Origin of the sequence: Streptomyces sp. NPDC002580 (genome assembly GCF_042889485.1) — a bacterium.
Taxonomy (GTDB): domain Bacteria; phylum Actinomycetota; class Actinomycetes; order Streptomycetales; family Streptomycetaceae; genus Streptomyces.
Genome location: NZ_JBIAQZ010000001.1, coordinates 298562 through 325233 on the forward strand (window position 1 = coordinate 298562; position 26672 = coordinate 325233).

General features: G+C 72.0%; 19 protein-coding genes. 11 read left to right on the plus strand and 8 right to left on the minus strand.

Annotated features, from left to right (window positions below; genetic code table 11):
- The first annotated feature begins 157 nt into the window (after positions 1-157).
- Positions 158-1615, plus strand: a complete 1458-nt coding sequence (locus ACFYW7_RS01295) for a S28 family serine protease (RefSeq protein WP_389496931.1) — start codon at positions 158-160, stop codon at positions 1613-1615.
- A 27-nt stretch (positions 1616-1642) separates the two neighbouring features.
- Here the strand turns inward: ACFYW7_RS01295 and ACFYW7_RS01300 are convergent, their stop codons facing one another.
- From ACFYW7_RS01300 to ACFYW7_RS01310, 3 genes are all read right to left on the minus strand, one after another.
- Positions 1643-2266 (minus strand): hypothetical protein, encoded by a 624-nt coding sequence (locus ACFYW7_RS01300; protein WP_389496932.1) that lies wholly within the window; start codon positions 2264-2266, stop codon positions 1643-1645.
- A gap of 108 nt (positions 2267-2374) precedes the next feature.
- Positions 2375-4237 carry a glycoside hydrolase family 3 protein gene (locus ACFYW7_RS01305; RefSeq protein WP_389496933.1) on the minus strand — a complete coding sequence of 621 codons (1863 nt, stop codon included), beginning with the start codon at positions 4235-4237 and terminating at the stop codon, positions 2375-2377.
- Positions 4238-4561: 324 nt separating this feature from the next.
- Positions 4562-5473 carry a LysR family transcriptional regulator gene (locus ACFYW7_RS01310; protein ID WP_389496934.1) on the minus strand — a complete coding sequence of 304 codons (912 nt, stop codon included), beginning with the start codon at positions 5471-5473 and terminating at the stop codon, positions 4562-4564.
- A 114-nt stretch (positions 5474-5587) separates the two neighbouring features.
- On the opposite strand from ACFYW7_RS01310, the gene ACFYW7_RS01315 reads away from it, so the two are divergent.
- From ACFYW7_RS01315 to ACFYW7_RS01330, 4 genes are all read left to right on the plus strand, one after another.
- Complete coding sequence (locus ACFYW7_RS01315; RefSeq protein ID WP_389496935.1) at positions 5588-6493, plus strand: EamA family transporter; 906 nt, start codon at positions 5588-5590, stop codon at positions 6491-6493.
- 4 nt (positions 6494-6497) lie between these two features.
- A complete protein-coding gene (gene aroA, locus ACFYW7_RS01320) occupies positions 6498-7736 on the plus strand; it encodes a 3-phosphoshikimate 1-carboxyvinyltransferase (RefSeq protein WP_389496936.1) in 1239 nt (412 codons plus the stop codon).
- A 109-nt stretch (positions 7737-7845) separates the two neighbouring features.
- Positions 7846-9141, plus strand: a complete 1296-nt coding sequence (locus tag ACFYW7_RS01325; RefSeq protein ID WP_389496937.1) for a Gfo/Idh/MocA family protein — start codon at positions 7846-7848, stop codon at positions 9139-9141.
- Positions 9142-9213: 72 nt separating this feature from the next.
- Positions 9214-9858, plus strand: a complete 645-nt coding sequence (locus ACFYW7_RS01330; RefSeq protein ID WP_389496938.1) for a GNAT family N-acetyltransferase — start codon at positions 9214-9216, stop codon at positions 9856-9858.
- A gap of 138 nt (positions 9859-9996) precedes the next feature.
- Here the strand turns inward: ACFYW7_RS01330 and ACFYW7_RS01335 are convergent, their stop codons facing one another.
- Positions 9997-10896 (minus strand): MHYT domain-containing protein, encoded by a 900-nt coding sequence (locus ACFYW7_RS01335; protein ID WP_389496939.1) that lies wholly within the window; start codon positions 10894-10896, stop codon positions 9997-9999.
- Between the two features lie 163 nt (positions 10897-11059).
- The gene (locus ACFYW7_RS01340) at positions 11060-12109 is read right to left on the minus strand and encodes a LacI family DNA-binding transcriptional regulator (protein ID WP_389496940.1); all 1050 of its coding nucleotides are present in this window, start codon (positions 12107-12109) and stop codon (positions 11060-11062) included.
- Between the two features lie 310 nt (positions 12110-12419).
- Here ACFYW7_RS01340 and ACFYW7_RS01345 point away from each other — a divergent pair, with 310 nt between their 5' ends.
- The 5 genes from ACFYW7_RS01345 (at position 12420) to ACFYW7_RS01365 (ending at position 19751) form a co-directional block, all read left to right on the plus strand.
- The gene (locus ACFYW7_RS01345; RefSeq protein WP_389496941.1) at positions 12420-13571 is read left to right on the plus strand and encodes a Gfo/Idh/MocA family protein; all 1152 of its coding nucleotides are present in this window, start codon (positions 12420-12422) and stop codon (positions 13569-13571) included.
- Complete coding sequence (locus tag ACFYW7_RS01350; protein WP_389496942.1) at positions 13568-14725, plus strand: dihydrodipicolinate synthase family protein; 1158 nt, start codon at positions 13568-13570, stop codon at positions 14723-14725. The genes ACFYW7_RS01345 and ACFYW7_RS01350 overlap by 4 nt, the downstream gene beginning before the upstream one ends.
- Entirely contained in the window at positions 14722-15552 is an 831-nt protein-coding gene (locus ACFYW7_RS01355) for a sugar phosphate isomerase/epimerase family protein (protein WP_389496943.1), read from the plus strand. Before ACFYW7_RS01350 ends, ACFYW7_RS01355 begins: the two co-directional genes overlap by 4 nt.
- Before the next feature lie 360 nt (positions 15553-15912).
- Entirely contained in the window at positions 15913-18168 is a 2256-nt protein-coding gene (locus tag ACFYW7_RS01360) for an ATP-dependent RecD-like DNA helicase (protein ID WP_389496944.1), read from the plus strand.
- Between the two features lie 293 nt (positions 18169-18461).
- Positions 18462-19751 (plus strand): citrate synthase, encoded by a 1290-nt coding sequence (locus ACFYW7_RS01365; RefSeq protein ID WP_389496945.1) that lies wholly within the window; start codon positions 18462-18464, stop codon positions 19749-19751.
- Between the two features lie 608 nt (positions 19752-20359).
- Here the strand turns inward: ACFYW7_RS01365 and ACFYW7_RS01370 are convergent.
- The 3 genes from ACFYW7_RS01370 to ACFYW7_RS01380 form a co-directional block, all read right to left on the minus strand.
- Positions 20360-22609, minus strand: a complete 2250-nt coding sequence (locus tag ACFYW7_RS01370; protein ID WP_389496946.1) for a heavy metal translocating P-type ATPase — start codon at positions 22607-22609, stop codon at positions 20360-20362.
- 92 nt (positions 22610-22701) lie between these two features.
- Positions 22702-22941: a heavy-metal-associated domain-containing protein gene (locus ACFYW7_RS01375; RefSeq protein ID WP_389496947.1), complete on the minus strand. Its 240-nt coding sequence runs from the start codon at positions 22939-22941 to the stop codon at positions 22702-22704.
- Positions 22942-23483: 542 nt separating this feature from the next.
- A complete protein-coding gene (locus ACFYW7_RS01380; RefSeq protein WP_389496948.1) occupies positions 23484-24158 on the minus strand; it encodes a TetR/AcrR family transcriptional regulator in 675 nt (224 codons plus the stop codon).
- Positions 24159-24324: 166 nt separating this feature from the next.
- Here ACFYW7_RS01380 and ACFYW7_RS01385 point away from each other — a divergent pair, with 166 nt between their 5' ends.
- Positions 24325-26667: an MMPL family transporter gene (locus ACFYW7_RS01385; protein WP_389496949.1), complete on the plus strand. Its 2343-nt coding sequence runs from the start codon at positions 24325-24327 to the stop codon at positions 26665-26667.
- Positions 26668-26672 lie beyond the last annotated feature (5 nt).

The following is a 26672-nucleotide window of genomic DNA, read 5'->3' on the forward strand; positions in this document are numbered from 1 at the left end:
GTCAGCCTGGGGATCGCACGTCCTGCCGCTGCCGTCCGGCCCCGTGCGCCCGCCGATTTCACCGGAAGTCCACAGCATTGGCCCAAGAGCCCCTGGTGTCACAGGAGTTGCTCCGCTAGGTTCCGGCGGACATCTGCGTAATCCCAGGGGAGGGTGCATGCGCAAGGCGTTCAGATGGCTGCTGGCGCTCACGGTGCTCATAGGCACACTGAGTACGGCCGGGGCGGCCACCGCCGCCCAGCCGGCGACCAACGGCACCACAGGCACCACCAAGACGGCCGGGGACGACGTCCTGGACCGGCTCCTCGCGATACCGGGCATGAGCCTGATCCAGGAGAAGCCGTACACCGGCTACCGGTTCTTCGTCCTGAACTACACCCAGCCGGTCGACCACCGGCACCCGTCCAAGGGCACGTTCCAGCAGCGCATCACGGTGCTGCACAAGGACACCGCACGGCCGACCGTCTTCTACACCGGCGGCTACAGCGTCTCCACGACCCCGAGCAGGCGCGAGCCGACCCAGATCGTGGACGGCAACCAGGTCTCGATGGAGTACCGCTTCTTCACGCCGTCCCGGCCCGCGCCGGCCGACTGGTCCAAGCTCGACATCTGGCAGGCGGCGAGCGACCAGCACCGCATCTTCAAGGCGCTCAAGACGGTCTACACCAAGAAGTGGATCTCCACGGGCGGCTCCAAGGGCGGCATGACCGCCACGTACTACGAGCGCTTCTACCCGCGCGACATGGACGGCGTCGTCGCCTACGTCGCGCCCAACGACGTCGTCAACGACGAGGACTCGGCGTACGACCGCTTCTTCGCGGGGGTCGGCACCAAGGAGTGCCGCGACCGGCTGAACGCCGTGCAGCGCGAGGCGCTCGTCCGCCGGGAGCCGCTGGAGAGGAAGTACGAGGCGTACGCGGCCGAGAACGGCTACACCTTCACCACGGTCGGCAGTCTCGACAAGGCCTACGAGGCGGTCGTGCTGGACTACGTGTGGGGCTTCTGGCAGTACAGCCTGCTCTCGGACTGCGACACGATCCCGGCGGACGCGAAGACCGCCACGGACGACGAGATCTGGACGTCCGTCGACACGATCTCCGGCTTCTCCTTCTACACCGACCAGGGCCTGGAGCCGTACACGCCGTACTACTACCAGGCGGGCACCCAGCTCGGCGCGCCGACGATCCACTTCCCGAACATCGAGAAGAAGTACGTCCGCTACGGCTACCAGCCGCCGCGGAACTTCGTGCCGCGCTCCATCCCGATGAGGTTCGAGCGCTCGGCGATGCGTGACGTGGACGGCTGGGTCCGCCACCACGCGCACCACATGCTGTTCGTCTACGGCCAGAACGACCCGTGGGGCGCCGAGCGTTTCCGTCTCGGCTCCGGAGCACGCGACGCCTACGTCTTCACGGCACCGGGCCTGAACCACGGCGCCAACGTCGCGGGACTCGCCGCCGACCAGAAGGCCCTCGCCACCGCCCGCATCCTCCAGTGGGCGGGCGTCGCTTCGACCGCGGTCCAGGCGAACCCGTCGGCGGCCAGGCCGCTCGCGACGTTCGACGCGAAACTGGACCGGCGTGACGTCGAACGCGACCTGACGCTCCGTCCCTAGCCGGCACCCGGCCCGCGCCCGCCCCGTTCACACGGGGCGGGCGCAGCCCACCGGTCTGGGGCCGCCGAGGTCGACGTACAGCTCCGTCGTGGACGGGCACGCCGAGCGGGTCGTGACCGCCGAGGTCACCTTGTACTCCGGGCGCTTCGCGCCGGTGCCGTCGCACGCCGTCTCGCGGACCTGCCCGCGGCCCGCGCCGTGGACGCAGTCGCCGACGACGGTGCGGGGGCCGCCTCCGCCGCCCGGATCCCCGGGGTGCGGAGGTTCGAGCCCGCGCATGCAGGCGTAGCCCTGGGGGACGGCGCCGTCGCCGTCCTCGTCGGAGGCGGGCACCGTCTCGCTGATGTGCAGGACGAAGTCCGTGTTCGCCGGACAGGGCGGGCCGGCCGCGGCGGGCCCGTCGTACCGGGCGATCACCCGGGCGGCGGCCCGTTCGCTGGTGCAGGGCACCTCCCGGAAGTTGGTCGTGCCGAAGGAACTGCACTCGGCGCGGCCGAGGAACACCGATCCGTAGCCGGGGGCGCGCGTCGGGGAGGGCGGGGGCCCGGGTCCCGCTCCGGGCCCGCGGTCGCAGCCCGCGAGGGCGGCCGAGGCCAGCAGCAGGGCGCCCGCCATCGCCGCGGAACGCCGACACACCGAGCTGGCTCGCATGGCTCCCCCCGACCCCCGCCCAGCGTGACCCGCCGAGGCGGGCACACGCCAGACGCGCGGGTCCCTTTGGCGCACTTGGGGGTGGAGTCCCGGGTGGACGGCGTACGGCTAGTACGTCAACCCGTACCCGATCGGATACAGCACCTGCGTCGGGTCGTCCGCCCGTTGCACCGGCACCGGCAGCCTGCCCCGCGGATCCGCCCGCCCGGCGATCACCCGGGCGGCGGCGCGCAGTTCGACGTCGGTCCAGGAGTACGCGGCCAGACAGGCTCCGACGCCCGGGAGCTGGGCGATGTCGTACGGGTTGCGGACGGCGACGGCGATCACCGGGACGCCCGTGGCGAGGAGGCGCTCGACCAGGGTCTTCTGCGATCCGGTCGCCGTCACGTTGTACGTCCCCACGACCACCGCGTCCGCGTCGGCGGCCGCCGCCACGGCCCGGGCGATCGTCGCCGCCGACGGTGCCGTCCCCGTGGACAGGGCCGTCGCCGTGAAGCCCAGCTCGGTCAGGGCGCCGGCGAGGACGGTGGTCGGCGGCCCGTCGGACAGGGAAGGGGAGGCCGGGTCGGCGCCCACCACCAGCACCCGCGGAGTGCGCCGCCGGGACAGCGGGAGCAGCCCCTCCTTGTTGACCAGCAGGGTCGTGGTGCGCTCGGCGATCCTGTCGGCGGCCCGGAGATGACCGGGGGTGCCGACGACGCGGTCGACGTTCGCGTCCCGGACGTAGGGGTCGCTCAGCAGCCCGAGCTTCGACTTGAGACGCAGGACGCGCAGGATCGACTCGTCGAGGCGGGCCTCGGTCAGCTCGCCGCCGCGCACGGCGTTCAGCACCGCGTTCCACGCGACGTCCAGGTCGGGCGGGTTGAGGAGCTGGTCGACCCCGGCCTTGAGCGCGAGGACGGGGACGCGGTCGTCGCCGTACTTGGTCCGCACGCCCTCCATGCCGAGCGCGTCGGTCACCACCAGGCCGTCGTAGCCGAGTTCCCCGCGCAGGATGCCGGTGAGGATCGGGTGGGAGAGCGTGGCCGGGTCGCCGGCCGGGTCGAGGGCCGGGACCATGATGTGCGCGGTCATGATCGAGTCGATCCCGGCGCGGATGGCGGCCCGGAAGGGCACCGCGTCGAGCGTCGACCACAGCTCGCGGCTGTGGGTGATCACGGGGAAGCCGAAATGGCTGTCCACGGCGGTGTCGCCGTGGCCCGGGAAGTGCTTGGCCGTGGCCGCGACCCCCGAGGCCTGGTACCCCTTCACCTCGGCCGCCACCAGGCCCGCCACCGCGTCCGGGTCGGCGCCGAAGGAGCGGACGCCGATCACCGGGTTCGCGGGGTTGACGTTGACGTCGGCGACGGGGGAGTAGTCCTGGCGGATGCCGAGCGCGCGCAGTTCGGCGCCACCGACCCGGCCCACCTCCCGGGCGTCGGCCCGCGAGCCGCCCGCGCCCAGCGCCATGGCGCCGGGGAACAGCGTCGCGGGCTTGCCCACCCGAGCCACTATTCCGTGCTCCTGGTCGGTGGAGATGAGCAGCGGCAGTCCGCGCGGCTGCTCCAGCGAGGCCCGCTGGATCCCGTTCGACAGGGCGGCGATCTGGTGCGGATCGCGGGTGTTGTGCGCCCAGGCGAAGTAGATGATGCCGCCGACGCGGTACTTGGCGATCAGCTCGGCGGCCGTCCGGACGCCGATCTCCTCGAGGTTGGCGTCGATGTCGGCCTGGTCGGGCGCGGTGGCCGAATGGCCGTACACCCGCATCACGAAGAGCTGGCCGACCTTCTCCTCCAGCGTCATACGGGAGATCAGGGCGCGCAGGGCCGTGTCCCCCCGGGCGCCGGCGGCGTGGGCGTGCGGCCCGGCGGCCAGCGCGGCGGTGACTCCCGCGGTGGCGGCGAGAACCGTACGCCGGGAGGGTCTTGACGGTGTGTCCGGGCCCGCCGGTCTGGACGGTCTTCTGGTGCTTCCCGTGCTGGAGTCGCGCACAAGCGCTCCTTCCCTCGTGAAGGAAACTTCCGAGGAGTTACGAATATCCAGGAAGTTTCTTCCAGTCAAGGGGATGCACGTTATCCGGGAAGGGGCCGTCACCGGCGCAGTTGGAGGGGGGCGCGCCGGTGACGGCGTGCTGTCGGCCGCGGGCGGCGGAGAGGGTTGGTCAGCGATCGCAGCCAGCAGCGAGGCCGACACCGCACCACGGAGACTCTTCCGACAGCATGCGGGTGGGACGAAGCGGAAGGGGCCCGGGTTCCCGCGATCCGGGGTGGCGCCCCAAGTCGGTACGGCTGGGGTGGATGGGGGAGACGGGCCCGCTCAAGGACGTGCCGACACCGTCGGCCAGTGGGCGCGCAGCGTGCGGACCGTCTCGGCGATGGCCGGCCGGCGGGCCGCCCCGGAGCGCCACAGCGCGTACAGCCGGCGGACGGGCAGCGGGTCGAGCGGCACCTCCACCACCCCGGCGGGGAGGGGGCCCCGGCCGAGGCGCGGGACGAGGGCGACGCCGAGGCCGGCCGCGACCAGGGCGATCAGGGTCGGGTTCTCCTCGGCCCGGTGGACGATGTCGGGCTCGTGGCCCGCCTCGCGCAGCGTGCGGACCAGCCAGTCGTGGCAGACCCGCCCCGGCGGCTGGCAGATCCACCGCTGGCCGCCCAGGTCCGCCCGCCGTACGGCGGCCCGTCCGGTGAAGGGGTGTCCGGCCGGCACCAGCAGGTCGCACAGGTCGTCCCCGATCACCGCCTGCTCCACCCCCGCGGGGGCCGGCAGCGGGGCGATGTCCCAGTCGTGCGCGACGGTCATGTCGACCGCGCCCTTGGCGACCAGGTCGACGGACAGGTGCGGGTCGACCTCCGTCAGCCGGGTGTCCAGGGCGGGGTGCCGCGCGGCCAGATCGGCCAGGACTGCGGGCATCAGACCGCGGGCCGCCGAGGCGAACGCGGCCACCGTCAGCCGCCCCGCCGGCATCCCCCTGCGCTCCTCCAGATCGGTCTCCGCCCGCTCCACGATGGCCATCAACTCCTGCGCGGTGGAGGCGAGTTGCTCGGCCTGTTCGGTGAGCCGGACGCCGCGTCCGCGCCGCTCCAGCAGGACGGTCCTGGTCTCCCGCTCCAGCTTCGCGATCTGCTGCGACACGGCGGACGGGGTGTAGCCGAGCGCGGCGGCGGCGGCGCCGACCGTGCCGTGCACCGAGACGGCGTGCAGGGCGCGCAGACGCTGGAGATCGAGCACGGGGCCTCCCGGGTCAGGACATCGCTCGCTCCCAGCATACGTAAGCACCGCTTCATCCATTCGTGCAGGAATTCGCGCTGGTGCTACACGGTCGCCGTGTCCGATGCTCGACGCATGCGACCCGCCCACATCAGCCTCGCCGTCCTCGTCGCCGCCATATGGGGCGTGAACTTCACCGTCATCGAGGTCGGACTCGACCACTTCCCGCCCCTCCTCTTCTCGGCCCTGCGCTTCCTGGTGGCGGCCCTGCCCGCCGTCTTTTTCGTGGGCCGCCCCAAGGTGGCCCGGAAGTGGATCGTGGCGGTCGGACTCGCCCTCGGCGTCGCCAAGTTCGGACTCCTGTTCATCGGCATGGACGCGGGGATGCCCGCCGGACTGTCGTCCCTGGTGCTCCAGATCCAGGCGGTCTTCACCGCGCTCATCGCCTTCGCCCTCCTCGGCGAACGCCCCACCCGCCTCAAGCTGTGCGGGATGGCGGTGGCCCTGTGCGGAGTGGGCCTGGCCGCCGTCGACGAGGGCACCGCCGGCCCCCTCGGCGCCTTCGCCCTGATCGTCGTGGCGGCGGCCTGCTGGGGCCTGTCCAACGTCCTCACCCGCAGGGCGTCCCCGCCCGACCCGCTGAACTTCATGGTCTGGGTGAGCACCGTCCCCGTCCTCCCGCTGCTCGGCCTGTCCCTGCTCACCGAGGGACCCTCCCGCGACCTCGACGCACTGCGCTCCCTGGACTGGCAGGGCGCGGCCGTGGTCGTCTACGTCGCCTGGATCACGACCGTCCTCGGCTTCGGCGCCTGGGGCTGGCTGCTGCACCGGCACCCCGCGTCCACCGTCGCGCCCTTCTCGCTCCTGGTCCCGGTGTTCGGGATGTCGTCGGCGGCCCTGTTCCTGGGCGAGTCGGTCAGCCCCCTGCGCTGGGCGGCGGCGGCCCTGCTCGTGGGCGGGGTGGCCCTCACCTCGCGGACCCCGGGAAGGGTCCATTCGGCGGACGTTCCGGCGCCGGAGCGGACCGGGGCGCCAGCATGACCCCATGGCCGTCGTCGACATCCCCGGTTCCAAGTCCATCACCGCCCGCGCGCTCTTCCTGGCCGCCGCGGCCGACGGGGTCACCCGCCTCGTGCGCCCGCTCCGCTCGGACGACACCGAGGGCTTCGCGGAGGGCCTGACCCGGCTCGGTTACCGCGTCGGCCGCACACCGGAGGTCTGGCACGTCGACGGACGCCCGCAGGGCCCCGCGGTCGCGGAGGCGGACGTGTACTGCCGGGACGGCGCGACCACCGCCCGCTTCCTGCCGACACTCGCCGCCGCGGGCCACGGAACCTACCGTTTCGACGCCTCCGCCCAGATGCGCCGCCGCCCGCTGGGACCCTTGTCGAAGGCGCTGCGCGACCTGGGCGTGGACCTGCGGCACGAGGAGGCGGAGGGCCACCACCCGCTGCGCATCGCCGCGTCCGGGGTGGAGGGCGGCACGGTCGTCCTCGACGCCGGCCAGTCGTCCCAGTACCTCACCGCCCTGCTCCTGCTCGGCCCGCTGACCCGCAAGGGCCTGCGGATCGAGGTCACCGAACTGGTCTCCGCCCCGTACGTCGGGATCACCCTCGCGATGATGCGAGCGTTCGGGGCGGACGTGACGGTGGACGGCGACGTCTTCGAGGTGGCGCCCGGCGGCTACCGCGCCACCACCTACCCCGTCGAGCCCGACGCCTCCACCGCGAGCTACTTCTTCGCGGCGGCCGCCCTGACCGGCCGCGAGGTCACGGTGCGGGGCCTCGGCGAGCGGGCGCTCCAGGGCGACCTCGGCTTCGTGGACGTCCTGGGCCGGATGGGCGCGCACGTGGAGACCGCCGCCGACCGCACGACGGTGCGCGGCACCGGTGAACTGCGCGGCCTGACCGTCAACATGCGGGACATCTCCGACACCATGCCGACGCTCGCCGCCGTCGCGCCCTTCGCCTCGGGACCGGTCCGCATCGAGGACGTCGCCAACACCCGGGTCAAGGAGTGCGACCGCCTCGAAGCCTGCGCGGACAACCTCCGGCGGCTCGGCGTCCGGGTCGACACCGGCCCCGACTGGATCGAGATCCACCCGGGGACCCCGTCCGCCGCCGAGATCAGGACGTACGGCGACCACCGCGTCGTCATGGCCTTCGCCGTGACGTCGCTGCGCACCCCGGGCATCGGCTTCGACGACCCGGGATGCGTACGCAAGACGTTCCCGGCCTTCCACGAGGTGTTCGGGGCCTGGGCGGCCGCCGGGGAGAACGGCTGAGCCCGGCCGGCGGGCACCGAGGGCGTCTTGTCGGGGGCATACCGGGCGGCTAGCTTCGCGACGGACGGCGCCAACCGCGCCTGTGACCCGACCGGAAGGCGGTCCACAGATGTCCGATGTCGCACCCGTCGCACCCGTCGCACCCGTCGCCTCCGCCGCCCCCGTCGTCACCCTCGCCGTCGTCGGTGCCGGGCAGCGGGGGACCGGCTACGCCCGCTGGGCCCTCGCGCATCCGGACCGGGCCGAGGTGGTGGCCGTGGCCGAGCCGCGGGAGACCCGGCGGCGCCGGTTCGCGGCCGCCCACGCGCTGGAGCAGGACGCCGCGGTCGACGACTGGCGGGCGCTGGCCGCCCGCGGCCGGATCGCGGACGCCGTGCTGATCTGCACCCTCGACCGCGAACACCTGGAACCCGTCCTGGAGTTCGCGGCCCTCGGCTACCACATCCTGCTGGAGAAGCCGATGGCCCCGACCGAGGACGAGTGCCGGGCGATCGTCGACGCCGTGGAGAAGGCCAGGGTGATCCTCTCGGTCGGGCACGTCCTGCGCTACACCCGCTACACCCGCGCCGTGAAGGAGGCCGTCGACTCCGGCCGGATCGGGGACGTCGTCAACGTCCAGCACCTGGAGCCGGTCGGCTTCTGGCACCAGGCCCACTCCTTCGTCCGCGGCAACTGGGGCCGCGCGGAACGGGCCACGTCCATGCTGATGGCCAAGTCCTGCCACGACGTGGACTGGTTGCAGTACGTCCTCGGCCAACCTCCCCTGCGCGTCTCCAGTTTCGGACGTCTCTCGCACTTCCGGCCGGAGAACCGGCCCGAGGGCGCCGCCGACCGCTGCCTGGACTGCGCCGTGGAGAGCACCTGTCCCTACTCGGCCCGGCGCGAGTACGGCGACCGGCTCGCCCGCGGCGAACACCGCTGGCCGCTGAGCGTGCTGCTCGACGACTTCACCCCCGAGGCCCTGGAGACAGCCCTGCGCGAGGGGCCGTACGGGCGGTGCGTGTACGCCTGCGACAACGACGTCGTCGACCACCAGGTGGTGTCGATGGAGTTCGCCTCCGGGGCCACCGCCGCCTTCACCATGACCGCCTTCACCGAACAGGCCGACCGCCGCACCCGGATCTTCGGGACCCGAGGCGAACTGCGCGGCGACGGCGCGAGCCTGAGCGTCTACGACTTCCTGACCCGGACCGAGGAGGTCCTCGACCTCGCGCCGGCGGGCGCCATGGACGTGGCCGGCGGCCACGGCGGGGGCGACGCCGGGCTCATGGACGCGTTCGTCGCCGCCGTCGCCACCGGGAACCCCGGCCTGGTCAAGTCCGGCCCGCGGGAGTCCCTCACCAGCCATCTCACCGTCCTGGCCGCCGAACGAGCCCGGCACGCGGGCACCGTCGAGGACGTATAACCGCTGGACACGGGCCGCCCCCACCCCATAAAAATCGCAGCGGGCACACCGAGCGAGGAAAGGGTGAGGGCGTTGGGTTTCCCGTCGGAGGGGCCGGTTCTGGAGGGCACGCTGGTACGGCTGGAGCCGCTCGGCCACCGGCACGCCGCCGACCTCGCCGAGGCGGCGGAGGAACACCGCGACTCGTACGCGTTCACCTGGGTGCCCCGCGCCGACCGGGTCGGGGAGTACGTCGACGCGCAGCTCGCCCGGGCCGGCACCGGCATGCTCGCGCCCTACGCGCAGATCTCCCTCGCCTCCGGACGGGCGGTCGGCGCCACGGCGTACTGGGAGCCGCGCTGCTGGCGGACGGAGGACCGGCTCGACGCCGTCGAGGTCGGGTTCACCTGGCTCGCGTCCTCCGCGCAGGGCACGGGCGTCAACGCGGAGTCGAAGTTCCTGCTCTTCCGGCACGCCTTCGAGGTGTGGGACGTCTCCCGGGTCGACCTGAAGACCGATGCCCGCAACACCCGCTCCCGCGCCGCGATCGAGCGCACCGGCGCCCGCCTGGAGGGAGTCCTGCGCAACTGGTCCCGCTCCTGGGCGCCGGGGGAGGACGGACTGCTGCGCGACTCCGCGGTCTACTCGGTGACCGCGACGGAGTGGCCCGCCTGCCGGGACCGGCTGGCCGCGCGGGTGCGCCGGGCGGCCGGAGCGGCGGCGGAGCCGGTGGCGTAGGAGGCCTGCCCGGCGGGCCGGCCGGCCCGCCGCGGGCGACGGCGACCCGTACCGCCCCGAGGGCGCCGGTCCTGCCCGCCGCGCACCCGCCCGTACCGGCGACCCGGTGTCCCGGCCCTCCGGCGGGGTGGCCGGGGTTCACCGTCCGCGCGGCGGGGTGTGCCGGCCCGCGCGATGACTCCGGGGCTCGAAGAGGGAGCCGTCGTTCCGGGAGGGCGCCACGGGGCGCTCCGCCACGACGGCCGGGACGGCGCGGCGCCGCGGGGCCGTCCGGCCCCAGTCCCCGTCGCCGAGGACGAGCTGGGGGTCGAACATCACGATCACTCCGGCCAGGACCAGGAAGACGACCGGGCCGATCAGCATGGGGAGCAGGATCGAGAGCGGTGAGTCGCCGCCGCCGTACGTGCCGGCGACGTACGAGCTGTGGCTCGTGCCGTGCAGCCGTACGCCGAGGGCGGCCATGCCGGTGTAGTGCATGCCGCTCAGGGCGGCGCCCAGGAGGAGGCTGGCGGCGAGGGCGGCGGGGAAACCCCGGTACGAGGCGGCGGTCCACAGCGCGGCGGTCGCGGCGACGACCGCGATCAGCACGGAGAGCCCGACCGTGAGCGACGCGTAGTGGAGGGCCCCGTTCAGCTTGAGTGCCGCCATGCCGAGGTAGTGCGTCCCGGCCACACCGAGCCCGGTGAAGATCCCGGCGGCGGCCAGGGTGGTCCTGTCGGCGCCGCGGTACCCCACGGCGAAGACACCGACGCCGACCACCGCGATCGCCAGGACCAGACTGAGCGCCACCAGACGGCCGTCGTAGTCGATCGCGATGCCCTGGACCCGGAACCCGGTCATCGCGATGAAGTGCATGGTCCAGATGCCACAGCCGATCGTCGCGGCTCCCAGCGCCAGCCAGCCGGGCTTCCACGACCGGCGGTCGTGCAGGGAACGGACGACGCAGCGCAGCCCGAGAGCACTGCCCAGGCAGGCGGTCAGATAGGAGGCCACCGGGGTCACCGCCCCGTATCCGAAGCCGTCCACGGTGCCTTGCATATATGCCAACTCCCCATGAGCGTGGGTCACTTGGGGAGGAAGGGTCTCGTACTCAGGTTGCCCTGACGGTCACCTACGGTAGGTATTTGAGTTAACTCTGTGATGCGACTTCATCCGACGGAGGGGCGCCCGGCAGGTCCGGGCGCCGGGCGACGCGTGGGCGTCAGTCCCGGGGAACCCCGGTGGATCCCCGCACCATCAGTTCCCCGCGCACCGTGGCGATCCCGCCCGGCGGAGGCTCCTCGCGGCCCATGGCGATGCGCCCCGCGCGGGCGCCCGCCTCGGAGAGCGGCAGCCGTACGGTCGTGAGGGCGGGCACGGCGTCGACGCTGAACGGCAGATCGTCGAAGCCCGCGACGGACACGTCGTCCGGGATGCGCAGCCCGGACTCGCGCAGCGCCGCGCAGGCGCCCAGCGCCACGGTGTCGTTCGCGGCGACGACGGCGGTCAACGACGGGTCGCGGCGCAGGAGTTCGAGCGTCGCCTCGTAGCCGGACCGGCGGTCGTAGCGGCCGTGCACGGTGCGCCGCGGATCGTCCTCGACGCCGTGCGCGGCCAGGGCCGCGCGGTGGCCCTCCAGGCGGTGGCGGGTCGTCGTGCGTTCCTCGGGACCCGCGATGTAGCCGAGCCGCCGGTGGCCGAGGCCGATCAGGTGTTCGGTGAGCTGCCTGCCGCCGCCGCGGTTGTCGAAGGTGAGCGCGATCGCCTCCGGCGCCTCGGGCGCGGGCGGCCGTCCGCACAGCACGATCCGGGTGCCCGCCTGCGTCAGCCTGCGCAGCTTCGCCGCGACGGCGCTCGCGTGGGCGGTGTCCTCGATGGCGCCGCCGGTGAGGACGACCGCGGCGGCGCGCTGGCGCTGCAGGAGGGTGAGGTAGGTGAGTTCGCGCTCCGGGGAGCCACCGGTGTTGCACACCACGCCGAGCCGCTCGCCGCCCGCGCGTCCCCCCGGACCGCCGATCTCCGACTGGATCGCGGCCGCCATGATCCCGAAGAAGGGGTCGGCGATGTCGTTGACGAGGATCCCGACGAGGTCGGAGGTCGCGGCGGCCAGCGAGCTCGCGGGTCCGTTCAGTACGTAGTCCAGCTCGTCCACCGCGCGCAGCACCCGCTCACGGGTGGAGGAGGCCACGGGATAGTTCCCGTTCAGCACGCGCGACACCGTCGCGGGAGAGACCTGCGCGCGGGCCGCCACGTCCGCAAGGGTCACCGTCATCTCGTCGTCCTCCGGTCGTGCGTCTCGTCGTACCTCTTCGTACGTCTCGTACGTCGTCGTGCCTGGTCATGCCTCGTCGTACGGCGTCGAACACGGAGTCGATGGCCGAGCGCGCCGCTTCCCGGTGCCGGGGTCCGTGCAGACCATACGGCCATCGGCCCCCGTTGTTCGCCCCCTCGAACAAGTCCACTTCGCGGTGGTCTTGTCCCGACCGCTGCACAGAGGCTAGCTTCTCCCTGCATAGAAAGCGCTTGCTGCCACGCTCACCAGTCAGCGTGCGCGGCGCCTGACGCGTACGAAGGGGAATCACGTGACACGCAAGACGGTGCGTATCGCCATGAACGGCGTGACGGGTCGCATGGGTTACCGCCAGCACCTCGTCCGCTCGATTCTCGCCCTGCGCGATCAGGGCGGACTCGACCTCGGCGACGGCACCGTGCTGTGGCCGGAACCCGTGCTCGTCGGCCGTCGTGAGGACGCCCTGAGGGCGCTCGCCGAACGGCACGGCCTCGAGCACTGGTCGACGGATCTGGACGCGGTCCTCGCCGATCCGGCCGTCGACCTCTACTTCGACGCCCAGGTGACGTCCGCCCGCGAGGAGGCCCTGGGCAAGGCCATCGCGGCGGGCAAGCACGTCTACACCGAGAAGCCGACCGCCACGGGCCTGGCCGGAGCCCTCGAACTGGCCCGGCTCGCGCACGCCGCCGGCGTCAGGCACGGCGTCGTCCAGGACAAGCTCTTCCTCCCCGGACTGCTCAAACTGAAGCGGCTCGTCGACGGCGGCTTCTTCGGCCGGATCCTGTCCGTGCGCGGGGAGTTCGGCTACTGGGTCTTCGAGGGCGACTGGCAGGGGGCCCAGCGGCCCTCCTGGAACTACCGGGCCGAGGACGGCGGCGGCATCGTCGTCGACATGTTCCCGCACTGGGAGTACGTCCTGCACGAACTCTTCGGCCGCGTCACCTCCGTGCAGGCGCTCACCGCCACCCACGTCCCGCAGCGCTGGGACGAGCGCGGCAAACCCTACGACGCCACCGCCGACGACGCCGCCTACGGCATCTTCGAGCTGGAGGGCGGCGCGGTCGCCCAGATCAACTCCTCCTGGACCGTGCGCGTCAACCGCGACGAGCTCGTCGAGTTCCAGGTCGACGGAACGGAAGGCTCGGCCGTCGCCGGACTACGCAACTGCCGTGTCCAGCACCGGGGTTCGACCCCCAAGCCGGTCTGGAACCCGGACGTCCCGGCGACCTACTCCTTCCGCGACCAGTGGCAGGAGGTCCCCGACAACGCCGACTTCGACAACGGCTTCAAAGCCCAGTGGGAGCTGTTCCTCCGGCACGTCCACGCCGACGCCCCCTACCGCTGGGACCTCCTCGCCGGCGCCCGCGGCGTGCAACTCGCCGAACTGGGCCTGAAGTCCTCCGCAGAGGGCCGCCGCCTCGACGTCCCGGAGATCGCCCTGTGACCATCCGACTCCCGGACGCCGACGGCCGGTCGCGGACCTACGAGCCGCGCACCGAGCCCCTCTCCTTCCCACCTGGCGACACGCCCCTCGTCTCCCGTACGGTCTTCTCCGCCGCGCACGTCGTCGCCGACCCGTACGCGGACGTCTCGCCGGGATCGCCCGCCGCCGTCGACTGGGACGCCACGCTCGCCTTCCGCCGCCATCTGTGGTCGCACGGGCTCGGTGTCGCCGAGGCGATGGACACCGCTCAGCGCGGGATGGGCCTGGACTGGCCGACAGCCGCCGAACTCGTGCGCAGGTCCTCGGCCGAGGCCAGGGCCGTCGGCGGCCGGATCGCCTGCGGCGTCGGAACGGACCAGCTCACCGGCCCGGCCACCCTCGACGAGGTCCGGTCCGCCTACGAGGAGCAGCTCGCCCTCGTCGAGGAGTCGGGCGCGCGGGCGATCCTGATGGCCTCGCGCGCGCTCGCCGCGACCGCCGGCGGACCCGAGGACTACCTCGATGTCTACGGACGGCTCCTGCGCCAGGCCGCCGACCCGGTGATCCTGCACTGGCTGGGCCCGATGTTCGACCCGGCGCTCGAGGGCTACTGGGGATCGCCCGACCTGGACGCGGCGACGGAGGTGTTCCTGGAGGTGATCGCCGCCCACCCGGACAAGGTGGACGGCATCAAGGTCTCCCTGCTCGACGCCCGCCGGGAGGTCGAGCTGCGCCGCCGGCTCCCGGACGGCGTCCGCTGCTACACCGGCGACGACTTCAACTACCCCGAGCTGATCGCGGGCGACGAACGGGGCTTCAGCCACGCCCTGCTCGGCGTCTTCGACCCGCTCGGCCCGGTCGCGGCACGGGCGGTACGGGTCCTGGACACCGGTGACGTCAAGGGGTTCCGTGAGCTCCTCGATCCCACCGTCGAGCTGTCCCGGCACCTCTTCCAGCCCCCGACCCGCTTCTACAAGACGGGCGTCGTCCTGCTGGCCTGGCTCGCGGGCCACCAGGAGCACTTCGCGATGGTGGGCGGCCTCCAGTCGGCGCGCTCGCTGCCGCATCTGGCACGCGCCTACGAACTGGCCGACGGACTCGGCCTGTTCCCGGACCCGGAACGCGCCGAGACCCGGATGAAGACCCTGCTGTCCCTGTACGGAGTGACCCCATGAGCCCTCTCGCCCGCTTCTCCGTCAACCAGATGACGGTCAAGCAGCTGTCGCTGCCCGAACTGGTCGAAGGCTGTCTGGAGCTGGGAATCCCGGGCGTCGGCCTGTGGCGCGAACCCGTGAACGTGTACGGCCTCGACGCCACCGCCGCGCTCGTCGGCGCCGCGGGCCTGGCGGTCACCACCCTGTGCCGGGGCGGCTTCCTCACGGCAGTCGACCCACTGGACCGAAAGCGGGCCCTGGACGACAACCGGGCGGCCGTCGACGAGGCCGCGGCCCTCGGCACCGACACCCTCGTCCTGGTCTCCGGTGGCCTGCCGTCCGGTTCCAAGGACCTGCACGGCGCCCGTGAGCGCGTCGCCGACGCGCTCGGCGAACTGGGCCCGTACGCCGCCTCGCGGGGCGTGCGCCTCGCGATCGAACCGCTCCACCCCATGTACGCGGCCGACCGCTGTGTGGTCTCCACCCTCGCCCAGGCCCTGGACCTCGCGGAACGCTTCCCCGCCGACCAGGTGGGCGTCACCGTCGACACCTACCACCTCTGGTGGGACGACACGGCTCCCGCCCAGATCGCCCGCGCGGGGGCCGGGGGCCGCATCCACGCCTTCCAGCTCGCCGACTGGACCACGCCGCTTCCCGAGGGCGTCCTCAACGGCCGGGGCCCGCTCGGCGACGGCTCGATCGACTTCCGCGCGTGGCGGGCCCACGTGGAGGCGGCGGGCTACGCCGGACCGATCGAGGTCGAGCTCTTCAACGACGCGCTGTGGGCCCGGGACGGGCGCGAGGTGCTCGCTGAGACGACGGCACGGTTCCTGGAACACGCCGGATAGCGCCGCGCAGGGGCGCCGGACCGGCGGCGGCACCGTACGCCCGAAGCCGTCCGGCACCGCCCCGAAAGAATCTTCAGAAGTCGTGCAACCCTTTCCCGGCCTCGCCGGTCGTACGTGGCATCAGGGCCTTTGGAGGGGGATCCGGGGGGATCGCGGGGGTTCTGATGGGGAGGGAATCCGAGGGGCCCGGTCGACGGACCGGGCCCCTCGAAATCTTTCCGCACGTCTTCGAGGACTCCCGGGGGCACGACGGCGCACGGGCCCGCCCGGCGGCCGGGACCGGACCGGGACATCCGCCCCGATCGGGGGAGTCGTCCACAGGTCCGGAGCGCTGTCGGAGCCGGGCGGTACCTTCGGACCATGACCGATCAGGCGGGAGCCGTCCAGACGGGCGAGCGGCGGCTGGCCACTCTCGAAGGCGTGCTCGAACGCATCACGTACGCCAACGAGGAGAACGGCTACACCGTCGCCCGGGTGGACACCGGCCGGGGCGCCGGAGATCTGCTCACCGTCGTCGGCGCGCTTCTCGGCGCCCAGGTCGGGGAGTCCCTGCGCATGGAGGGCCGCTGGGGTTCCCATCCGCAGTACGGCAAGCAGTTCACCGTGGAGAACTACACGACCGTGCTCCCGGCCACCGTCCAGGGCATCCGCCGCTATCTCGGCTCGGGACTGGTCAAGGGCATCGGCCCGGTCTTCGCCGACCGCATCACCCAGCACTTCGGGCTGGACACCCTGCGGATCATCGAGGAGGAGCCGAAGCGGCTCATCGAGGTCCCCGGACTCGGCCCCAAGCGGACGGGGAGGATCGCCGACGCCTGGGAGGAACAGAAGGCGATCAAGGAGGTCATGCTCTTCCTCCAGACCGTCGAGGTGTCCACCTCCATCGCCGTCCGCATCTACAAGAAGTACGGCGACGCCTCGATCTCGGTCGTGAAGAACCAGCCCTACCGGCTGGCGTCGGACGTCTGGGGCATCGGCTTCCTGACCGCCGACAAGATCGCCCAGTCCGTCGGCATTCCGCACGACAGCCCGGAGCGCGTCAAGGCCGGCCTTCAGTACGCCCTGTCGCAGTCCACCGACCAGGGCCACTGCTACCTCCCCGAGGAGCGGCTGATAGCGGACGCGGTGAAGCTGCTCCAGGTGGACACGGGCCTGGTCATCGACTGCCTGGCCGAACTGGCGGCCCCCGCCGAGGAGGGCGAGGACCCCGGTGTCGTACGGGAGAGGGTCCCGGGCCCGGACGGCGGCGACCCGGTGACGGCCATCTACCTGGTCCCCTTCCACCGCGCGGAGGTCTCCCTCTCGGCCCAGCTGTCGCGGCTGCTGCGCGCCGACCGGGACAGGATGCCCGGCTTCCACGACGTGGCCTGGGACAAGGCCCTCGCCTGGCTGAAGGGGCGGACGGGCGCGGACCTGGCTCCCGAGCAGGAGGCCGCGGTCCGGCTGGCGCTCACCGCGAAGGTCGCCGTGCTCACCGGGGGCCCGGGCTGCGGCAAGTCGTTCACGGTCCGCTCGATCGTGGAGCTGGCCCGCGCCAAGGGGGCCAAGGTGGTCCTCGCCGCGCCCACCGGCCGTGCCGCCAAGCGTCTCGCCGAGCTGACCGGGGCCGAGGCCTCCACCGTCCACCGGCTCCTGGAGCTCAAGCCGGGCGGCGACGCGGCGTACGACAAGGACCGCCCGCTGGACGCCGACCTGGTGGTCGTGGACGAGGCCTCCATGCTCGACCTCCTCCTCGCCAACAAGCTCGTCAAGGCGGTGCCCCCGGGCGCCCATCTGCTCTTCGTCGGCGATGTCGACCAGCTGCCGAGCGTCGGCGCCGGTGAGGTGCTGCGCGACCTGCTCGCCGACCGCGGTCCGGTACCGGCGGTCCGTCTCACCAAGGTCTTCCGCCAGGCCCAGCAGTCCGGGGTGGTGACCAACGCGCACCGGATCAACTCCGGGCAGCACCCGGTCACCGACGGCATGAAGGACTTCTTCCTGTTCGTCGAGGACGACACCGAGGAGGCGGGGCGGCTCACCGTGGACGTGGCGGCCCGGCGGATTCCGGCCAGGTTCGGTCTCGACCCGCGCCGGGACATCCAGGTCCTCGCTCCGATGCACCGGGGCCCGGCCGGTGCGGGCCACCTCAACGGCCTGCTCCAGCAGGCCATCACCCCCGGCCGCCCGGACCTCGCCGAGAAGCGTTTCGGCGGCCGCCTCTTCCGGGTCGGGGACAAGGTCACCCAGATCCGCAACAACTACGAGAAGGGCGAGAACGGCGTCTTCAACGGCACCGTGGGGGTCGTCACCTCGCTCGATCCGGTCGAACAGCGCCTGACCGTGCGGACGGACGAGGACGAGGAGATCCCGTACGAGTTCGACGAACTCGACGAGCTCGCCCACGCCTACGCGGTGACCATCCACCGTTCCCAGGGCAGCGAGTACCCGGCGGTGGTGATCCCGGTGACCACGGGCGCGTGGATGATGCTCCAGCGCAACCTGCTCTACACGGCGGTCACCCGGGCCAAGAAGCTGGTCGTCCTCGTCGGTTCGCGCAAGGCGATAGGCCAGGCGGTGCGCACGGTGTCGGCGGGACGCCGGTGCACGGCCCTGGACTTCCGGCTGTCCGGCTCGTGAGGAACGGACAACCTCCTCCGAGCGGCGGGAACCAGGCGTTTTCGACGGCCGAACGGGGCCTTTCGGACGCGTGACACGGCCCGTCACAAAAAATGATCGATCAAACGAGTCATGAAGGTCACAGAGCACTTCCAGTTGGGCGACGAAGGGGGCAGGATGAGCAGATTGACGGCACTGAGTGCCGCCAATGGGCCCAATGGCCGACCCCGAGTGCACTCTCCAGGGCCAAATGGGGGATGGTAGAGACAGTCAGGGCACCTCGAAGAAGAGGCACAACGTCGGTGAGGGATGACGTGAGCGACAACTCTGTAGTACTGCGGTTCGGCGATGGCGAGTACACCTACCCGGTGATCGACAGCACCGTCGGCGACAAGGGCTTCGACATCGGCAAGCTCCGCGCCCAGACCGGTCTGGTGACGCTGGACAGCGGGTACGGCAACACCGCCGCGTATAAATCCGCGGTCACCTATCTCGACGGTGAGCAGGGCATCCTCCGCTACCGCGGCTACCCGATCGAGCAGCTGGCCGAGCGCTCCACCTTCCTGGAGGTGGCCTATCTGCTGATCAACGGGGAGCTCCCGAACGTCGACGAGCTCTCCACGTTCAAGAACGAGATCACGCAGCACACCCTGCTGCACGAGGACGTCAAGAACTTCTACCGGGGCTTCCCCCGGGACGCCCACCCGATGGCGATGCTCTCCTCGGTCGTCTCGGCGCTGTCGACCTTCTACCAGGACAGCCACAACCCGTTCGACGAGAAGCAGCGCAACCTCTCGACGATCCGGCTGCTCGCGAAGCTTCCGACGATCGCGGCGTACGCGTACAAGAAGTCGATCGGTCACCCGTTCGTCTACCCGCGCAACGACCTCGGGTACGTCGAGAACTTCCTGCGCATGACCTTCTCGGTCCCCGCGCAGGAGTACGAGCTCGACCCGGTGGTCGTCTCCGCGCTCGACAAGCTGCTGATCCTGCACGCCGACCACGAGCAGAACTGTTCGACCTCCACCGTGCGTCTGGTCGGTTCCTCGCAGGCGAACATGTTCGCCTCGATCTCCGCCGGCATCTCCGCGCTGTGGGGCCCGCTGCACGGTGGCGCCAACCAGTCCGTCCTGGAGATGCTCGAGGGCATCAAGGCCAACGGTGGTGACGTCGACTCGTTCATCCGCAAGGTGAAGAACAAGGAGGACGGCGTCCGCCTGATGGGCTTCGGCCACCGGGTGTACAAGTCCTTCGACCCGCGCGCGAAGATCATCAAGGCCGCGGCGCACGACGTCCTCTCCGCTCTCGGCAAGTCCGACGAGCTGCTGGACATCGCGCTGAAGCTGGAGGAGCACGCGCTCTCCGACGACTACTTCGTCTCGCGCAACCTCTACCCGAACGTCGACTTCTACACCGGCCTGATCTACCGCGCCATGGGCTTCCCGACCGAGATGTTCACGGTCCTGTTCGCCCTCGGCCGGCTGCCGGGATGGATCGCCCAGTGGCACGAGATGATCAAGGAGCCCGGTTCCCGCATCGGCCGCCCGCGTCAGATCTACACGGGTGTCGTCGAGCGCGACTTCGTGCCGGTCGAGGCCCGCTGAGGCCTGTACGAGAGAGCACCGGACCCCGTGCGCGGGGCCCGGTGAACCCGTACTGAGGCGGCGAAGAACCGTACAGAGGCAGAAAAACGGAAAGCGCCCTGCTACTGGTCCCCCCACGGGCCGGCAGTCAGGGCGCTTTCCTTGTCCCGGTTCGGATTCCCCCCACGGGATCCGGCCGGGCGTCTGTGGGACAGCGCCTGAATCGCTGTGTGCCGGCACGGGGCCGACGGTCGAACCGGGCGAGCGGAGCTCGCCGTACTGCGGTGGTGCGCGGTGCGATCTGCCGGGACGCGTACGGATCGGGAGGGCCGCTCAAAGCTCCCCGGTGTACGTGCCCCGGCGACGCAATTTCCGGGAACGTCCCCCAAGACATCCCCAGATGCCAGTCACGCCCCCCAAGACGCTTCTGACATCGCCAAACTTAGACCGGCGAACCCCTTTGATGGTTACGTTCACGTCACTGTGATCTGTGTCTCTTGCATATGTCCTGAAGATAGGCAAGAGCCCCGATATGGGAATCGGGAACCAAGCGTAAGGAAGATGCGCGAGCCTTGTGAAGAGCTTATGTGAGGCTCCCGTTGGACTCTAGGGGGACTCATGCTCTGTCGTCACGCGAATGCTCTGAGTCGAAGGCTGTTCGTGACCACGAACACCGAGGAGAAGGCCATCGCCGCTCCCGCGATCATGGGATTCAGCAGGCCGGCGGCGGCCAGCGGCAGTGCCGCCACGTTGTAGCCGAACGCCCAGACCAGGTTTCCCTTGATCGTGGACAGGGTGCTGCGCGCCAGCCTGATCGCGTCCGCGGCCGCCCGCAGGTCCCCGCGCACCAGTGTCAGGTCGCTCGCCTCGATCGCCGCGTCCGTCCCCGTGCCCATCGCGAGGCCCAGATCGGCGGTGGCGAGCGCCGCCGCGTCGTTCACGCCGTCGCCGACCATCGCCACGGTCCGCCCCTCGCTCCGGAGCCGTTCGATCACGGCGACCTTGTCCTCGGGCAGCACCTCGGCGATCACCTCGGCGGGGCCGATGCCGACCGCCCGCCCCACGGCCTCGGCGACGGCTCGGTTGTCCCCGGTCAGCAGGAGCGGCGTGAGTCCGAGGGCGCGCAGTTCGCGTACGGCCTCGGCACTGGTCTCCTTGACCGTGTCGGCGACGGTCAGGACGCCGACCGCGAGGCCGTCCAGGGTGACCACGACGGCCGTACGGCCCTGGGCCTCGGCCGCGTTCTTCGCGCCCGCAAGCGTCTCGGGGAGCGTGTCCGTGAACCGGCCGACGGTGACGTCGTGGCCGTCCACCCGCCCGCGGACCCCGCGCCCGGGCACGTTCTCGAAGTGTTCCGGGGACGGAAGGCCGCCTGTGCGTTCCTGAGCGCCCGCCGCGATCGCTCGGGCAACCGGATGCTCCGAGGCGTGTTCCAGGGCGCCGGCGAGCCGCAGGAGGTCCTTCTCGGCGGTCCCGTCGGCGACGTACACCTCGTGGAGGCTCATGCGTCCCGTCGTGACGGTGCCGGTCTTGTCCAGGACGACGGTGTCGACGCGGCGCGTGGACTCCAGGACCTCGGGCCCCTTGATGAGGATGCCGAGCTGGGCGCCGCGGCCGGTGCCGACCATCAGGGCGGTCGGGGTGGCCAGGCCGAGCGCGCAGGGGCAGGCGATGATCAGTACCGCGACGGCCGCGGTGAACGCCGCGACCGTGTCGCCGGTGACCGTGATCCAGGCCCCGAAGGTGCCGAGCGCGACGAGCAGCACGACGGGCACGAAGACCCCGGAGATCCGGTCGGCGAGCCGCTGCACCGCGGCCTTGCCGTTCTGCGCGTCCTCGACGAGCCGGGCCATCCGCGCGAGCTGGGTGTCGGCGCCGATCCGGGTGGCCTCGACGACGAGCCGGCCCCCGGCGTTCACGGTCGCACCGGTGACGGCGTCGCCGACGGTCACGTCCACCGGCACCGATTCGCCGGTCAGCATGGACGCGTCGACGGCCGACGCGCCCTCGGTGACGGTCCCGTCGGTGGCGATCTTCTCGCCCGGCCGTACGACGAAGCGGTCGCCGACCGCCAGCCGGGCCACGGGGACGCGGACCTCGCGGCCGTCCCGCAGGACGGAGACGTCCTTGGCGCCGAGTTCCATCAGCGCTCGCAGCGCGGTCCCCGCGCGCCTCTTGGAACGGGCCTCCAGGAAGCGGCCGAGCAGGATGAACGCGACGACGCCCGCGGCCACCTCCAGGTAGAGCGTGGACGCCCCGTCCGTACGGGACACGGTGAACTCGAAGCCGTGCCGCATGCCCGGCATCCCGGCGTCGCCGAAGAACAGCGCCCACAGGGACCAGCCGAACGCGGCGAGGGTGCCGACCGAGACCAGGGTGTCCATGGTGGCCGCGCCGTGCCGCGCGTTCGTCCACGCGGCCCGGTGGAACGGCAGCCCGCCCCAGACCACGACCGGCGCGGCGAGCGTCAGCGAGAGCCACTGCCAGTTGTCGAACTGGAGGGCCGGGATCATGGACATGAGCACGACGGGCAGAGCGAGCAGCGCGGAGACGGTCAGCCGGCGGCGCAGGGCGGCCGTCTCGGGGTCGTCGTCGGTGGCGGCCGGTGCCTCCTCCCGCGGTGGCGCGGGGAGCGGGGGTTCCTCGGCGGTGTAGCCCGTCCGCACCACGGTGGCGATCAGGTCCGCGACCTGTACCCCCTCCGGGTACGAGATCCTGGCCTTCTCCGTCGCGTAGTTGACGGTGGCGGTGACGCCGTCCATCCGGTTGAGCTTCTTCTCGACGCGGGCGGCGCAGGAGGCGCAGGTCATCCCGCCGATGGAGAGTTCGACGTCCGAGGTCGTCACGTCTATGGGTGTCCGGGGTACTGCGGTGGTCATGGTCCGGCTCCAGGAATGAGCCGGGCCGCGCGGAGCCGGTATCAGCCGGTCGGCACGGCCCGGTGCGGAGGGGAAAGGGTCTCGGGGCCCGCTCAGGCGGGGTCGACGAGCTCGAAGCCCGCCTCGTCCACGGCGGCGCGGACGGCGGCCGGGTCGAGCGCGGACTCGGAGACGACGGTGACCTCGCCGGTCGAGGCGACGGCCTTCACCGAGCTGACACCGGGGATCTCGGAGATCTCGCTGCCGACGGAGCCTTCGCAGTGCCCGCAGCTCATCCCGCTCACCTGGTAGACGGTGGTGACGGAACCCGCGGTGTCGGTCTGGGCGGTCATGGTGTTGCTCCTCGTGGAGACGTCTGGGGCGTACTGGTGCGGGAGGGGCCCCGGGGAACCCAGGGTTCCCCCTCCATGCTCACGAGACTATACCCCTAGGGGGTATAAATCCAAGCTGGGTCGAGGCGTGCCGGTGGCGGATTCCGGCACCGCGCGCACGTCCGGCCGCGGAGGGGACGGGCGTCGGAGGGCTTCCCGGCAGGTCGGACCGGGGCAGGCGCGTGCGCGGCGATCGTCGGCGGGCGGGGCGCGGTGCGGCGCCACGTGGCGTGGGGTGGCGTCCGTGGTGACGTTCGCGGCGGCGTCCGGAGGGCCCGGCGGGATTCCGTCGGGCCGGCGACGGCGACGGCGACGGTCGGACGGGCGGGCGGACGGGCGGACGGGGCGGCCTCGGGGGTCGGTGTGTGCGGCGCGCCCGGCTGTGCGTGCGACGGGTGGGCGGGCGTGTCCGGCGCGCCTGGCCGGTGTGGGGGCAGGTGCGGCGGGAGCGGTGCGAGGTGCGAGGTGTGGGGTGGGAGGTGCTCGCCGTACGGGCGCGCGGCTCAGCGGCCGACAGGGTGCTCGCGCTCCAGGAGGGGCTCCAGGTAGCGGTGCATGACCGTCTTCAGTTCCGCGATGTAGGCGTCCCGCTCGGAACCCTCGTGGGACATGATCAGGGTGAGGCCGGCCTTGAAGAGGTGCAGCGTCATGTTCGCCGTGACCGTGCGCTCGTCGGGCGGCAGGTCCGGGAGGCGGGTCGCGATCATCTCCTCGACGCGGGCGAGGAGGGCGCAGTGCACGGTGCCGATCTCGTCCGCGATCGGACCCGGGGTGTCGGGGCCGTGCATCAGGACGGCGAACGCCGGGTTCTCGACGTTGAACGCGATCAGCGGGTCGAGGACCGCGTCGAGCATCCGGTCCAGCGGGAGGCCGATGTTCTCCGAGGTGAGGGCCTGCCCGTGCGACCGGGCCCAGTGCTCCAGCAGTTGGTCGCCGAGGCCGACCGCGATGGCCTCCTTGTTCGGGAAGTACTGGTAGAGCGTGCCGGGTGAGACGCCGGCCTCGCGGGCGATGGCGTTCGTGCTCGCGGCCGTGTAGCCCGACCGGCAGAACACCGCGGCCGCGGCCCCGAGGAGCTCCGCGATCCGGCGCTCGCCACGGGCCTGGCGGCGGCGCGGCCTCTCCTCGGCGCGCTGCGGCGGCGTCGGCGACTCCTCGGTCTGCTGCTTCTCGGGCACGGGTTATCCCCAGCTTCTCGGGACGCGATTGACAAACGCGAGTGGTCGCTCGCATTCTTGAAAAACGCGAGCGACGACTCGTGTTTGCCATTCTATGGCAATGGGCGATTCCTGCTGCCTGCGCGGATGCGGGCGATCGGGGTCACGGTGAAGGGGACACCGCATCATGTCCGGAGTCGACAGCGCGGGTGACGGGCCCGGAGCGAGGCCCGACGGGGGCACGGGAGCGGGCTCGGGCGGGGAGGCGCGGCTCGGCGGATGGACCCGGTTCGTGACCGCGCGGCCACGCCTCTCCCTGTTGGTCGCCCTCCTGCTGACCGCCCTCGCGGTGGCCGCCGGAAGCGGGGTCGCGGACCGGCTGGGCAGCGGCGGCTGGGAGGACCCGACGGCGCAGTCGACGTACGCGACGAAGGCACTGGAGCGGGAGTTCCCGGCCTCGCAGCCCAATCTGCTGCTCCTCCTCGACGCCGGCCGGGGTTCCGTCGACGATCCGTCGGTCGCCGCCGAGGCCGAGCGGCTCGCGGCACGCCTGGCCACCGAGCCGGGTGTCACCGGCGTCGGTTCGTACTGGCAGTCCGGTTCACCCGCACTGAAGGCACGCGACGGCCACGAGGCGCTGATCGCCGCGCGCATCACCGGCGACGAGAAGGCCGCGGCCGACACCCTGGACCGCCTCGCGCCCGCCTATCGGGGCCGGAGCGGACCCGTCGAGGTGAAGGTCGGCGGGCCGGTCGCCGTGCGGCACGAGATGCAGACGACCATCCGCGAGGACCTGACCCGGGCCGAGCTGATAGCGCTCCCGGTGACCCTCGTGCTGCTGGTGATGGTCTTCGGCAGCGCCGTCGCCGCCCTGCTGCCCCTGGGGGTCGGCATCATCGCGATCCTCGGGACCAACGCGGTGCTGCGCGGACTCACCGAGGTCACGGAGGTCTCGGTCTTCGCGATGAACCTGACGACGGCCCTCGGGCTCGGTCTCGCCGTCGACTACGCCCTGTTCATCGTCCGCAGGTTCCGCGAGGAGCTGGCCGCCGGTGCCCCGCCGCGGACCGCGGTCGGCACCACCCTGCGCACGGCGGGCCGCACGGTGCTCTTCTCGTCCCTCACCGTCGCGGTGTCCCTGGCCGCGATGCTGGTCTTCCCGCAGTACTTCCTGCGCTCCTTCGCCTACGCCGGCATCGCGGTCGTGCTGCTGGCCGCGGCCGCCGCCCTGATCCTGCTCCCCGCGGCGCTGGTGCTCCTCGGAGACCGGGTGAACTCCCTCGATCTGCGGCGCCTGTTCCGGCGCGGAAGGCCGGATCCGGTCGACGACGGGGCCGGCTGGGGACGGGTGGCCTCCCTCGTGATGCGCAGGGCTCCGCTCTTCGCGGTGGCCACCACAGCGGGTCTCGTCGTCCTCGGACTGCCTTTCCTGGGCGTGAAGTTCGGCACGGCCGACGACCGTCAGCTGCCCTCGGGCGCGGAGTCGCACATCGTCCAGCAGCACATCCGCGACGGCTTCCCGGGCAGCCCCGGCGGCGGTCTGGAGATCCTGGCCGAAGGCGCGGCCACGGACGCCCAGTACGCCCGGTACCGGGAGCGGATCGCCGCGCTGCCCGAGGTGCTGCGGGTGGACGGACCCCTGGTGCGGGGCGACGCGGCGTACTTCACGGTGCTGCCCGAGGGCGAGGCCGTGGACGAGGGGGCCCAGCGGCTGGTGGGCGGACTCCGCGCGGCCGAGGCTCCGTTCGACACGTCCGTGACGGGCACGGCGGCCGTCCTGGTCGATTCCAAGCACGCGATAGCCGACCGGCTCCCGTGGGCGGTCGCGTTCATCGCGATCGTCACGCTGCTGCTGGTGTTCCTGCTGACCGGCAGCGTGCTGATACCGCTCCAGGCGGTGCTGCTCAACGCGCTCAGCCTGACCGCGATGTTCGGCGCCGTGGTCTGGGTCTTCCAGGACGGTCACCTCTCCGGCCTCCTCGACTTCACCAGCTCCGGTTCGATCGAGACGACCCTGCCGGTCCTGATGTTCTGCGTCGCCTTCGGCCTCTCCATGGACTACGGCGTGTTCCTCCTCTCCCGTATCAAGGAGGAGTACGACCACACCGGCGACCACCGGGAGGCGGTCCGCTTCGGGCTGCAGCGCACCGGCGGGCTGATCACCGCGGCCGCGGTCATCCTCGCGGTGGTGATGGTCGCCATCGGCACCTCCCGGGTGGCCAACACCAAGATGCTCGGTCTCGGTATCGCGCTGGCCGTGGTGATGGACGCGATGGTCGTCCGCAGCCTGCTGGTCCCCGCGGTCATGCGTCTCACCGGCCGGGCCACCTGGTGGGCGCCCGGACCGCTCAGGCGCTTCCACGACCGCTTCGGACTCAGCGAGGGGGAGGCGCCGAAGGCAGCCCCGGCACTGGACCACCAGGCATCGGATCCGGAGTCGGAGGCGGAAACGGGCGTGGAGGCGGACGCGGAGGGGAAGCCGGTGCCGGCGACGGGTTCCGGCCGGGACAAGGCCGAGGCGCGCGGATAGCGTTC